Raw genomic sequence first — 13,790 nt, 5'->3', positions numbered from 1 at the left:
AACATCACAACAAGACCTAGAAGCAAGTCAAAGAGAACAAGGCAAGGCCGAAGACAAACGCAAGCAGGTTTATCAGTGATAGCTTTTTTTATAGGTGAATGAGGGCTATCTGGAAGGCAGCTAGATCCCCCGCAAGTAGCAACCTATACTAGCCGGACCAGTAACGTGCAATCTCTAATAGGGTACTAACCTCATCAACGGGCAAAGTCTGCCCAAAATGACGTTGGATTCATTCATAAGTTGTTCAGAGTAGCTGCTTAATCCCTTGATTAACAGATATTACCACCCTGTGGTTCGTCATTATTTTTGCCCCAGAACCTTCTAAACTCCCAATAAACTTGACTATATTAACGAGAATCCAATTGAATTTAAAAAACTTGCATTACTAATTATTTTAAGATTATAATACTTGTATACAAGTGTACTTGAACTCTAATAGAGGTGAATATATGGCTGAATCAAAGGAATTTCTTTATCCTGTAAAATGGCTTTCAAAAGCTTCAGCTGGTGATCGTGTTACATCCGAGCTTAGAATGCGTATTATTTCGGGGATGATTGAAAGCGGTGCCATCCTATCTGAAAATAAATTAGCTGCTGATTTTGGTGTAAGCCGCTCACCAGTTCGTGAAGCGTTAAAAATACTGGCCTCTGAAAATATCATCCGATTAGAAAGAATGGGTGCGGTCGTCATTGGTTTAACAGAAAAAAAGTATTCAGAAATTTATGATGTACGTATACTCATCGAAACGTTTGTATTTGAACGTTTAGTAAGGTTGAACACGAATGAATTGGTAATGGAACTTAGTAAAATATTGGAAATGATGAAAGTGTCCATAAAATACCTTGATGCGGATGAGTTTTCCTATCAGGATGTTCTGTTCCACGAAACGATCATTCGATCCATCGATCATTCCTACATCCTGATGATCTGGGATAATTTAAAACCTGTGATGGAAAGTTTGATTCTTCTATCCATGCGCAGTCGTTTTAAAGAAAAGTATGAAGACTTTACACGGATCATAAATAATCATCAACTTTATATTGATGCGATCAAAACAAAAGATCGAGACATCATGATTAAGTCGTTACATGAAAACTTTGATGATGTTCAAGAGAAAGTTGAAGACTTATGGATGGCCCAACAGATGCTTTCAAAAGGAGTCGAACAAGAAAATGACTAGCTATATGTTAGGTGTAGACATCGGTACAACAAGTACAAAAGCTGTACTATTCACGAAAAAAGGCGATGTCATCCAGCAAGAGAATATTGGCTATCCTCTTTACACACCGGATATGACAACGGCGGAACAAGACCCTGAGGAGATTTTCCAGGCTGTTCTGAAAGCCTTTTCAAATATAACGAAGCAGCATCCAGATAAAAAACCAACATTCATTTCATTTAGCAGTGCGATGCATAGTGTTATAGCTATGGATGAAAATGACCAGCCGCTAACCGCATGCATCACTTGGGCAGATAATCGCAGTGAAGCTTGGGCCCATAAAATAAAGGATGAATTAGATGGGCATGAAGTTTACAAACGAACCGGAACACCGATTCACCCGATGTCGCCATTATCCAAGATCACCTGGATCGTGAATGATCGCCCGGAGATCGCAACCAATGTTAAAAAATATATCGGGATTAAAGAATATATCTTTAAAAAGTTCTTTGATCAATATGTGGTCGATTATTCCCTTGCTTCATCGATGGGCATGTTGAATCTCAAAAATTTGGATTGGGATGAGGAAGCCCTAAGAATTGCTGGAATAACGCGTGATCAATTATCTGAACTCGTACCAACAACAAAAATCTTTAACAACTGTGACCCGGATTTAGCCAAACAGATCGGGATTGATCCAGAAACCTCTTTTGTCATTGGGGCAAGTGATGGTGTCCTTTCAAATCTAGGTGTAAACGCTATCCGTAAAGGTGAAATCGCTGTCACGATTGGGACGAGCGGTGCGATTCGGACGATTATTGACGAGCCGAAAACAGACGAAAAAGGAAGAATCTTTTGCTATGCCTTAACGGAAAAGCATTGGGTGATTGGCGGGCCGGTAAACAATGGCGGGATGGTCCTTCGCTGGATTCGCGATGAATTTGCTTCTTCTGAGGTGGAAACGGCTAAAAGACTCGGAATCGACGCTTATGAAGTTTTGACCAAGATTGCCGAACGCGTAAGACCAGGCGCTGATGGATTGTTATTCCATCCATATCTTGCAGGTGAACGTGCACCATTATGGAATCCGGACGTACGGGGTTCATTTTTCGGATTAACACTGTCGCATAAGAAAGAACATATGATTCGAGCGGCTCTAGAGGGAGTCATTTACAATTTATACACAGTATTTTTAGCCTTAACCGAATGCATGGACGGTCCCGTGACCCGAATTCAAGCTACGGGAGGCTTCGCAAGGTCGGCGGTTTGGCGGCAAATGATGTCCGATATCTTCGAATCGGAAGTCGTAGTTCCAGAAAGCTACGAAAGTTCATGCCTTGGTGCTTGTATATTAGGGTTATATGCCGCTGGGGAAATTGATTCCTTCGAAGTAGTTTCTGAAATGATAGGCAATACCCACAAGCACACACCGATAGCTGATTCTGTAAAAGAATATAGGCAGCTGCTGCCGATTTTCATTAACCTATCAAGGGTATTGGAAAACGAGTATACACAGATTGCGGATTATCAAAGAAACTTAATAAATGCTGCAAAGTAAAGACATGGGGGGATTACAATGCCATTAGTTATTGTCGCTTTAGGAATTGTCGCCTTATTAATTTTAATAATGGGCTTAAAATTAAACACCTTTATTTCCTTGATCATTGTTTCGTTTGGAGTGGCTTTAGCACTTGGGATGCCACTTGACGGAATTGTCAAAACCATTGAAGCTGGATTAGGCGGAACACTTGGCCACTTAGCGTTAATCTTTGGACTTGGAGCGATGTTGGGTAAGTTGATCGCAGATTCAGGCGGAGCGCAACGCATTGCCATGACCCTTGTTAAAAAATTCGGGGAAAAGAATATTCAATGGGCTGTCGTGGCAGCGTCATTTATTATCGGTGTCGCCTTATTTTTTGAAGTGGGCTTAGTATTATTGATTCCAATCGTTTTTGCGATTTCAAGGGAATTAAAAGTTTCGATATTGTATCTTGGTATTCCAATGGTAGCGGCATTATCCGTAACACACGGTTTCTTACCGCCGCACCCAGGACCAACCGTTATTGCTGGTGAATATGGTGCAGACATTGGCCAGGTTTTACTTTATGGCTTCATCATTGCGGTTCCAACCGTTATTTTGGCTGGACCAGTATTTACGAAAATAGCAAAAAGATTAGTACCTGAATCATTTACGAAAACAGGCAGCATTGCCTCTTTAGGAGAACAAAAATCATTTAAACTTGAAGATACACCTGGATTTGGAATCAGTGTATTTACCGCTTTACTTCCGGTTATATTAATGTCAATTGCTACGATTATCACTTTGATGCAAAAAACAATCGGATTTGAAGATAATGGTTTACTGGCAGCTATCCGTTTCATTGGTGAAGCAGGTACTTCCATGTTACTTTCCTTATTATTTGCGGTCTATTCAATGGGGTTAGCAAGAAAGATTCCTATGAAAGATATTATGGAATCCTGTACATCAGCGATTCTGCATATCGGAATGATGCTCTTGATCATTGGGGGCGGCGGAGCCTTCAAACAAGTATTGATCGACGGCGGTGTAGGTGACTATGTAGCTGAATTATTCAAAGGAACATCATTATCACCAATCTTGCTTGCCTGGATCATCGCGGCAATCCTGCGTATTTCATTGGGATCTGCTACCGTTGCAGCCTTAACGACAGCTGGTTTAGTTATTCCGATGTTAGGTCAGACGGACGTTAACCTTGCTCTAGTTGTACTTGCGACAGGAGCGGGAAGTTTAATCGCTTCACACGTTAACGATGCTGGTTTCTGGATGTTTAAAGAGTATTTTGGTTTAAGCATGAAAGAAACATTTGCAACGTGGACTTTGCTTGAGACAATTATTTCAGTAGCTGGATTAGGATTTATTCTATTACTAAGCTTATTTGTATAAGCCTTTCCCGGCAGTAAATCCCCCACTTATGGCAGGGATTTACTGCCTATTATTCTTACATAGAAGGAGCAGAAATAAAATGTACAATACAATTGGTGTCATTGGTTTAGGGGTAATGGGCAGTAATATCGCTTTAAATATGGCTAGTAAAGGGGAACAAGTGGCTGTCTATAACTACACAAGAGATTTAACGGATCAGCTTGTTGCTGAATTGGACGGTCAGTCGATTCATCCATATTACGAGATCCAAGACTTTGTTCAGTCACTGGAAACACCGAGAAAGATTTTTCTTATGGTGACTGCGGGTAAACCGATCGACTCGGTGATCACTTCATTACTTCCTCATCTTGAATCAGGCGATATTATCATGGACGGCGGTAACTCCCATTACGAAGATACTGAACGCAGATATGATGAATTGAAATCTAAAGGATTCAGTTATGTAGGAATTGGTATTTCCGGTGGGGAAGTCGGTGCGTTAAAAGGACCTTCAATCATGCCAGGCGGAGATAAGGACGCCTATGAAAAAGTAGCTCCAATCCTGACAAAAATCGCAGCCAAAGTAAATGATGCTCCTTGCTGTACCTATATCGGTCCAAAAGGGGCAGGTCATTTTGTAAAAATGGTACATAACGGGATTGAGTATGCAGATATGCAATTAATCGCCGAAGCTTATACGTTTTTAAGAGAAAAATTGCATTTAGAGGTTAATGAAATTGCTGACATCTTTGAAACATGGAATGAAGGCGAACTGAAAAGTTATTTAATCGAAATCACAGCGGAAATTTTAAGGAAGAAAGATGAAGTAACGGGCTTACCCTTGATCGATGTGATTCTTGATAAGGCAGGACAAAAAGGCACAGGGAAATGGACCAGTATGCAAGCAATTGATAACGGAATACCAGCATCCATTATTACCGAGTCTTTGTTTGCTCGCTACATTTCCGCTTTAAAAGAAGAACGGGTTCATGCAGAAAACATTCTAACAGGGCCTGAGAACGTTCAGCAACAATTAGATAAAAATGAGTGGATTGACTATATTAGGCAAGCATTATATATGGGCAAGGTTTGTGCATACGCGCAGGGTTTCACTCAATATAAAATGAGTTCTGAACTTAACGGCTGGGACTTGCCTTTAAAGGATATTGCGCTTATTTTCCGCGGCGGCTGCATCATTCGGGCAGAATTTTTAAATGTCATTAGCGAAGCCTATCAAGAGCAGCCGAATCTGGCCAATTTATTGATTTCACCATATTTCGCTGAAAAGGTTGCAAATTACCAGGCAGGATTGCGAAAGGTTGTCTGTGAGGGAATAAATTCTGGCATCTCGTTTCCATGTTTAGGCTCTTCACTTACTTATTACGATAGTTATCGTACAGGCATTTCAAATGCTAACCTACTGCAAGCACAACGTGATTATTTTGGGGCACATACCTATGAGCGACGTGATTTAGCAGGGGTCTTTCACACAAACTGGCAGTGATGGAAAGAGACAAAAGAGACAAGCATTTATCAATGACCGTTCATGAATTGGAGAAGGTACCTTGCTTCAAAAAGAGAGCTGCTTTGGCAGCTCTTTTTTTATGTAACAAAAGGGGTCCATTTAAATGTTAAAACAAAGTTGATTGGAACTGGTGTGAGACTCCTGCGAGGAAAGTGAGTTTCTTGAGAGGTAAAACAATGTTCAAATTGTACAAGTCTTTAAATAACTTAGACTCGAAATTTTAGATGGGAAATTTAAATGGTGTATTTAATTGATAATAATCCCTATATGATCGATAAGATACCATTTTTTTATTCTTATAATACCCATCCAACTGCAAAATTTTGGATTTGTTGGTTTCTAAATAATAATGATACCCTTCTGTTTCTAAACTATAGAAGGCATAGGAAATTCCAAGCATTTGTTTCTTGGTGACTTTTGTATCAGGGTGATGTTGTATAAAATCAGCCAATTGCTGTACAGATGTTGCTCGAATGTCTGAGATATCAAATAATGTTTCCTTAATATTAGTCTTTATTTTATTCAAAGTAGTTTTTGCTTTATGTTTGATTTTTTTGGAATGCCTTTTCAAAAATATCACTCCTACTCTGTTTATAGTTAAAAGATTTATTATGTTATTTCCAATCAGGAAACGGAGTAAACGCAAATTTTAATCCTGGGTGAAATTCCACCAAAAGAGAAAGAATCTTGGTGAAAAGATCGACGGCAACGAATAATGTTTTTGGGGTGGTTTAATATTCAGGTAAAGTGGTATATAAATGATAGCGGTTTATTTCTATGCTGTGCCTATTAATGGTCTGGGTTACTTACGAAGAAAGAGTAGCGTTTCATGAATGATGTCGACAGGTAGCACATATTCTTCTTTTGATTATTACCAATTATTTCTGCATGAAAAAGGAGTGATATATCATGAGGCAAATGTGTATTTACTGTTTTAAATGGGCTGACATAGATACGATGACACCACTTTTTGAACAAGGTAGAGAGTTCGTCAATTATTATTGCGAGGATTGTGTTACTGCTGTTATGGATAATTTGTTTAAGCTCCCATACAAACATGTATGCGAACAATCAAGAATCCACTAGCATCAAGCAATGCGATTTAAAAGTTAAATGATTGCGCTGAAACAGCATAACTAGAGGCCATCTCAAACGAGAAGGGCTTTTTTTGTTCGCGTTTGTATAGGATGGGGAGCATGTGTAATCATCGGTGCTCATCTAACATGTGAATGTCTTTAAAGTTGAAGTCCTCCCACAGTTTATTGATGGGAGGCCTTTTCTTATCCAGTAAGCAGGCTGTTTAACCCTAGTTATTTCAACCCACTTAAACAATATGATCATAACGAATATTATTAAGTAGTACTATGGAGACAGTATATCGGATTGAGGAAAAATCACATGATTTAATACTGTTGATTATTGAATTTGGATTAGATATTAACAATAAAAACAGATAAAGAAACTAAAGCATTTAAGGGGAAGATTAACCTGTTAAAGGAATTCAATGTTTGTTATACTCTTGACGCTGATGTTAAGTGGGAGAAAATAAAAAAAGGATTGAGCAGTAAAAAAGAGGATGTTTTACAAGAAGTCTTGAAAAGGATGGAGCACTGTGAGTATTTTATTGTGAAAAGTGATAGTAAGCATCATATTATCAATACTTCATTAATACGGTATATACGCATTTTTGAAAATAAGTAATCTCACTACTGCTTTCTTGGAATATAAGTTATGGTTGTATTCTCCTAACAGTCTATCTGGGAGGGGTTTTTTCTATGGCAAAAAAACCTTTTCATACATATACAGAGCGAATAGGTTTGGTTAACACTTTGAAAGGAGTGAAGAGATGAATAAAGAGTTAGATGATGGTTTTATTGAGTCATTAATGGTTTCCCTTCAAGACGAAAGGGTCATTGAAAAGATAAAAGCAATAGCTGAAGCGGCCTCGTTTAGTCAAATGGGGGAATATAAGGAGCTGCTGAGAGGAAAAGAAAAAGAAATAGCAAGACTCCAACAAGAGATTGAGTCGAAGAAAGAGGAAATTAGTGAGTACCAAATAAAGATTACCCATCTAAATGAGAAAATGGAAGCCTATTTTACTGAATTGCAAAAGAGAAGAGCTGACTATCGGGAAGCGGAAGAACTTTACGAAGCTGTTCATCAATTATCCGAAACCACTAAAAGTTCGTTAAAAGGAATTTTCAAGGGCGGGTCGGTGCAGGAATTCATTGTTTGTGGTGTGCAATATGAAAACATTTCATCTTTGTGGGATTTTATTAAAAACGAGATTATGGAAGGAAGAGAGCAGGAAAGAGAGATTTTGCTCGCCCTTTTTATGTATTTCTTTCAAGAATACGGTAAAACATACGATACCCCTTTATATAAAATACAGCAAGTGAAAATGAATGAGGTCTTCAGGGAAGACTTGTACATAAGGGCCCTCAATAGCAAAATATCAGGGAACATTACGGACATCCTGCTGCCGGGTTATATAAGCATTAATGGTAAAACCATAAAAAAATCGGTTGTGAGAATCTAGCAGGCGAAAAAGAGAATGATATTAAAGGAGAAATACAATGACATCGATTATTATCCCAGAGATTGAAGAAGGCATTGAAAAAATCCTTCTTATGCAATGGTATAAACAGCCAGGCGATTATATTACGGTTGGCGAAAGCTTAGCCAAATTCAGCTGTGAGGGCATCGAATTTGACCTCTTTTCAGAAAAGGAAGGAACCCTTAAAGAATTGAATGTAGCGGAGGACACTATAGTCAAGATTGGTGATCTGATATGTTATTTGGATTCTGGTGATGCAATTTCAGAAGAATTATTAAAAGAAGTTGAAAAACAAGAAACGATAGAAGATAAAGAGCCGCATGAGAACGTAACAAGCTTAGCTGAAAAAAACAACATAGACAGTTCCATATACTTAATGAATAAGAACGAAGAGCAGGTTCTATTCTCACCTGATTCCCAAACCGTTCCGGTCTCTACCATTTCAATGACTTATAAAGAAGTGAGATCTTTAATCAGCCATTTATATCAGAGTGCAGAAGAAACCTTCTTCAAGGATGAAGCGAGCTTCTTTCAAGACATTAAAAAGATGCTCCGTTCCAGATGGGTTTACATGAATAATGGGAATATTATATATGATCACAACATCGCAGCTTTATTTCCTTATAGAAAATACTATGAATTAGTGGACGAGGATTTTGACTACAAAAAGCATCTGGACGTTTCCGGTTTTAAGGGTGATGCCATGACACGGGAAGAAGCTGCGAAAAGTTTCAATACAACCGATCACCCTGTATATAAGAGAATACTAGCTTTAGATGATTACTCCGTGAGTAAAAATCCTTCCATTTCTAGGATATTTGCCAATCAAACGGCTAACTCTTCTAAATCGATAGCGTTTAAATCCAACGGGTACGACATTCAAAGCTTCGATGTAGTAAATCAAAAAACAAATTTGCTGGGAAAAGGATTTTTCGTTCCCGTTTTCCGTTTAAATGGGGAAAATGCCTTTGAAATCAATGACCGAACGGCTCTCCATCTCTGGCTGGAAAACCGATTGGTACCAAGCGGATTAAGCGCAGAACGCCAGAAGGAGTATGAGTATTTGCTGGCATTATATCAATTAAAGGGTTTAGATCAGGAAAGTTTTCTAAAAGAATTGCCATCGATCGCTATCGATTCCAAGACGTTTTATGAGAAGCTTTTAAAATCTGAAAAAGTAAGAGCTGATATTGATACATATGACGAAAAGATGTTAACAGATCCAAACCGGGGACATTGGGATTTATGGCCTGTCCACTCTGCTGAAAAACCTTTAACGATAAAACTGAACGAAGAAATAATGGCCAGAAACCCTAAAATGGATATCAGGGAGGACGGCATAGTTGGTATTGACTTTGGAACGAAAAGTACAGTGGTCGTCCATCAAGAAGAAAGTGATTTTACTCTTCCCATGCGTATAGGGATTGGCTACCTTAACACGGAAGTACAAGACTGGCATTATGAAAATCCAACCGTGATCGAATTTATCGATTTAGAACATTTCCTGGAGCTTTATCAAGAAAAAGAAGGAAGACCGGATACAAGGTGGCAGGATGTGACGGTTTCCCACAATGCCCTTAACAACTTGATGAATGGAAAGAGTGACCATTATTATTCTATATTGAATAATTTAAAGCAGTGGGCTGGAGAAAAGAATAACGAACTCCGATTAAAGGACAAGAGGGGGTATGCCGTTGTACTGCGTTCCTTTTTGGACTTAACCGATCAGGAAATCAATCCAATTGAATTATATGCCTACTACCTCGGTTTGTATATCAATAACCAGAACAATGGAATTTACCTGGACTACACCTTATCTTTCCCGGTGACGTATGAAAAAGAGGTAAGGGAAAAAATTCTAAAGTGCTTTGAGCGTGGGTTAAAAAAGACGCTTCCTATGCCGATTCAGCAGGATGAAGAATTAATGAAAAAGTTTCGTGTCACCGCTGGGGCGAGTGAACCTGCTGCCTATGCCGTGTGTGCGTTACAGGAATACGGGTTTGAACCTGAAGAGGATGAAAAAACGTACTATGGCGTGTTTGATTTTGGTGGAGGAACGACAGATTTTGATTTTGGGATTTGGCGTGAAGCGGGCTTGAAAGAAAGCAGGTATGATTATGTCATCGAGCATTTTGCAGCGGGAGGGGACCGTTATTTAGGTGGGGAGAACATGCTAGAGCTTTTGGCGTTCCAAGTGTTTAAAAACAACCAAAGAACAATGCGTGAGCTAAACATTCCTTTTACTCTCCCAGCAGAATGTGTGAAATTTCCCGGAAGTGAAACGCTGATAAATGAGTCACAAGAATCCTATTTAAATACGAAACAATTGGTAGAAAAATTAAGGCCGCTTTGGGAAAGGCATGAACGGTATGAAGAACAGTTTGGAAAAGGCATGATCCGGGCTGACTTGTTTGACAAAGCGGGTCACGCAAAACTCAATGTGGAACTTTTGATCGATCAAGATGAAATGGAACAACTGATTGAGGAAAGAATTGAAAAAGGCATTAAAAATTTCTTTGAGTCATTAAGGCGCGCTTTTGCCCGGTCAGAACACAGTAGAATTAATAAAGTGAATATCCTCCTTGCAGGTAATTCAAGTAAATCCCCGGTCGTCATGAATCTATTTAATAAATGGATTGAAAGGGAAGTGCAGAGCACTCAAAACTGGGGAGAAGTATCTAATGATCTTTTTGAGATTCTCCCGCCACTGGGGACAGAAGGCGCTTATTTAAAGCAAGAAGAGAGAAACAGAGTGATTAACCGAGATATATTAACCGCTCCTACAGGAAAAACGGGCGTTGCCTTTGGACTTGTACAAAGCAGAAAAGGCGGAAGTATAAAAGTTATTGACCGCGATATGGTGAATGGTGAATCAAAGTTCAAGTATTTTCTTGGCATCGGGAGAAAAGGTAAATTAAAAACAATGATTGATCAAGAAGAAGAGTATAACAAATGGCATCTTTTCATTGATGCGTCAGAAGAAGATTTTGAAATTTATTACACAAGCCTGCCGGAAGCTAGTACCAACCAGCTTGATATTAAGCAGGCACAGAGGAAAAAGCTTCGAATTGAGCATGTGGATGATTCGGCCTTTGTTTATATTCGAACCATAAGCCCGACTGTCATCGAATATGTTGTTGCAGACGAAGGCTCGATTTTAAGTGGGGATTATTTATCTGAAATTACTAAAGTGGGATTAAGCTGATTTTTCGTTGGGAAAATCAAAAGGCTTCCCGCAGTTTACTGTGGGAGGCCTTTTCATGCTCATCGTATATGTATAAATAGTTTCATTTCCAACACTTAATGCTAGAAGCTCAGAGGATTCACTTCTTTGATCCTCCTGTTGTTCCATAATCATTAAGAGTTAATTTTACATCGTAGTTGATCGGAGCTTCACTAAATGTTTGGTCCCAATCCTTTTTGACCTTATTCCATACTTTGGGGTGCTCAATTCTCAATCGATTTCCGAAGCCGGCAACGTCCGTTTTGTATTCTTTTTGCATTTTTTCTAAAACATTCCCCACCAAGCGTTTCACTTCTTTTTCTGATGATTTTTCTGCTTTTTTTAGAAATTCATTTTTAAAAGTATCTCCTGAAACTACCCAGTTTTCAGATAGTCTCCCCACTGATTCAATGTTTACATCAAAAGAGATGCTGTCTCCTTTAACACGTGGTATGATACTGCTTTTCATGGTCTCTATTTCATATACAATCGGCTCACCGGTTTCTTTATCAAAGCTTTTCACTACACCGCCTTTTCCCTTACCTGTTATCCATGTTACGCCCTCCAGTTCCTCTTCATTTAAAGTACCAGTCATTTTGTGCGTCTTTCCATTGATTACGGCAGCTCCGGCAAATTTGACTTGCCCATCTGCTGATAGAACTTTTTGCATCAGAAAACTAGACCCTGATTTGATCTTGCTTTCTACTTTAATATGTGACATGGGGGGCAAAATCCTCGTTGTTCGATATGCATTTTCTACAATGCCAGCCAGACGGAACGCTGGAATTTCTCCTGCCTTCTTTGTTTCCAGTGTTTTGCTTGCTCTTCCTTTGCTGATGAGCACAAGGCAGCTTGGCCTAAGCTCACTTTCCCGTAGATTTTGATCAAGTATTTGTTCCAACTTATACGATCTTGCAAGGTTTTCACCGATAACAACCACTTTCATATGGTGCGCGGTTACGGGTTGTTCACTTCTCAGTGATAATTCACGAACCATTTGATGCATGGAGTCTCCAGTTTCAGAAACATTAACATAAGATTTTTGTTGTGGTCCGGATTGTTTCGTTGTCGAACTCGCTACCTGTGGAGTGATGAATTGATAGGTTGCAGTAATCAGGTTCCTTTTTGAATACCCCCCCCCTTGTTCGTTTAACTTTTTCTCGATGGTGGACTGCTTGGCCTTATCGAATGCCAAACCTATACCTAAACTTTGCTCTTCAATTTCATGACTGCTCCAACATCCTGTAAGGGATAAGAACAAAAGAACAGAGAGGGAAATGTAGAGGGGGCGCGTATTGCTATGTGATTGTTTCATATTTTTTCCCTCCCTTTATTCTTGAGATGATAAGCAGTAGAAGGGGGAGTAAACCAAATAAAAACATGGCGATATTGCCGACGAAATCTCCTTGCTTAAATAGGTCATTGATATTTTTCGGAATCATGGCAAAGATGTAGAGAATCGGAAGCAAACCAAACATGAATGGGTGAATGCTTTTTTTCGTAATTTGAGCCAGCCCTAAAGCGGCTGCAAAAAATGTAATCGTAAATGTGGCGAATATTTGCATGATCCAGACAACGAGCAATAAAGATTCAAACCGTTCAAAGATCAACCCGGCGACTTCAAAACTTCGGATAAGATCAAGTGTCGGCCATGTTCTCATGACCACTCCATCAATAGATAATGCCCCGATAACCATTACGACCGTTATCACGTAAAAAATCAATGGAATGGATACTCCAACAAGCAGGGCTTTTACTGCTTTTTTTGGTGAATTCATAAATGGAATAAGCAGTAGCATGATTTCAGGCCCTGAAAAAGCGAGAGCCGTTGTTTTTACTCCTTTCAGTACAGGGACGATTCCTTCTCCTAATACCGGACGCAGATTATCGATCTCGAATATTTTAAAGCTCATGAAGGTAACAACCAAAAAAAGGATAACTGTCAAAGGTAAAATAATTTCAAAAAGACGGGCCATCGGGTTAATGCCGCCGATGATGAGATAAAGACCTACCCACATGAAAATCATGATGATTGCCCAAGTAGGCGTACCCTCCAGAAGTAAATACCTTATTACTTCCGCCATTGCACGGAGCTGAAAACTGGAAGTTGTAAGAAAGTAACATATTACAACTAAACTTAGTAACCCACCCAGCCATTTTCCTACAATTGCATTGATGTATTGATAGAAGGTCTTTTCGGGAAACTGTTGGCTTAATTTGACCATGATCAGCCCCGCGGTTATTGTGATGACTCCGCCTAAAATAACGCTTATCCATACATCTGGTGTTTGTACCTTTTCCGTAGATGATCTGGGTAGGGTGAGTAATCCTGTGCCGAGTATGAAGTTGATGACAATGACAGCTGCTTGTGGAGTTGTAATTTTGTCTTTCGGGCTGAGAATCATTCTTTAACCACCCTTTCA

Annotated in this window: 9 protein-coding genes; 6 read left to right on the top strand and 3 right to left on the bottom strand. The window is 39.3% G+C overall.

Going from position 1 to position 13,790, the window contains the following annotated elements:
* Positions 1–449 precede the first annotated feature (449 nt).
* From ACSR9O_RS24330 to gnd, 4 genes are all read left to right on the top strand, one after another.
* Entirely contained in the window at positions 450–1,181 is a 732-nt protein-coding gene (locus tag ACSR9O_RS24330) for a GntR family transcriptional regulator (protein ID WP_491725245.1), read from the top strand.
* Entirely contained in the window at positions 1,174–2,718 is a 1,545-nt protein-coding gene (gene gntK / locus ACSR9O_RS24325; RefSeq protein ID WP_101225628.1) for a gluconokinase, read from the top strand. The genes ACSR9O_RS24330 and gntK overlap by 8 nt, the downstream gene beginning before the upstream one ends.
* Positions 2,719–2,736: 18 nt before the next feature.
* On the top strand, positions 2,737–4,083 hold the full coding sequence (locus ACSR9O_RS24320; RefSeq protein ID WP_101225629.1) for a GntP family permease: 1,347 nt from the start codon (positions 2,737–2,739) through the stop codon (positions 4,081–4,083).
* A 79-nt stretch (positions 4,084–4,162) separates the two neighbouring features.
* On the top strand, positions 4,163–5,566 hold the full coding sequence (gene gnd / locus ACSR9O_RS24315) for a decarboxylating NADP(+)-dependent phosphogluconate dehydrogenase (RefSeq protein ID WP_427575342.1): 1,404 nt from the start codon (positions 4,163–4,165) through the stop codon (positions 5,564–5,566).
* Between the two features lie 241 nt (positions 5,567–5,807).
* Here gnd and ACSR9O_RS24310 read toward each other — a convergent pair whose 3' ends face one another.
* Positions 5,808–6,158 (bottom strand): hypothetical protein, encoded by a 351-nt coding sequence (locus tag ACSR9O_RS24310; protein WP_402945184.1) that lies wholly within the window; start codon positions 6,156–6,158, stop codon positions 5,808–5,810.
* A 1,275-nt stretch (positions 6,159–7,433) separates the two neighbouring features.
* Between ACSR9O_RS24310 and ACSR9O_RS24305 the strand changes: the two genes are divergently transcribed.
* Both ACSR9O_RS24305 and ACSR9O_RS24300 read left to right on the top strand, forming a co-directional pair.
* A complete protein-coding gene (locus ACSR9O_RS24305; protein ID WP_491725244.1) occupies positions 7,434–8,126 on the top strand; it encodes a hypothetical protein in 693 nt (230 codons plus the stop codon).
* A 37-nt stretch (positions 8,127–8,163) separates the two neighbouring features.
* A complete protein-coding gene (locus ACSR9O_RS24300) occupies positions 8,164–11,349 on the top strand; it encodes a biotin/lipoyl-containing protein (RefSeq protein WP_491725243.1) in 3,186 nt (1,061 codons plus the stop codon).
* 118 nt (positions 11,350–11,467) lie between these two features.
* Here the strand turns inward: ACSR9O_RS24300 and ACSR9O_RS24295 are convergent, their stop codons facing one another.
* Both ACSR9O_RS24295 and ACSR9O_RS24290 read right to left on the bottom strand, forming a co-directional pair.
* Entirely contained in the window at positions 11,468–12,682 is a 1,215-nt protein-coding gene (locus ACSR9O_RS24295) for a Ger(x)C family spore germination protein (RefSeq protein WP_491725242.1), read from the bottom strand.
* Positions 12,666–13,772, bottom strand: coding sequence for a spore germination protein (locus ACSR9O_RS24290; RefSeq protein WP_101225635.1), 1,107 nt, complete (start codon positions 13,770–13,772; stop codon positions 12,666–12,668). Before ACSR9O_RS24290 ends, ACSR9O_RS24295 begins: the two co-directional genes overlap by 17 nt.
* Positions 13,773–13,790 lie beyond the last annotated feature (18 nt).

Source organism: Peribacillus sp. B65 (genome assembly GCF_058513295.1).
Note: the sequence above shows the minus strand (reverse complement) of the source record. Positions and strands in the feature narration are given on the sequence as shown.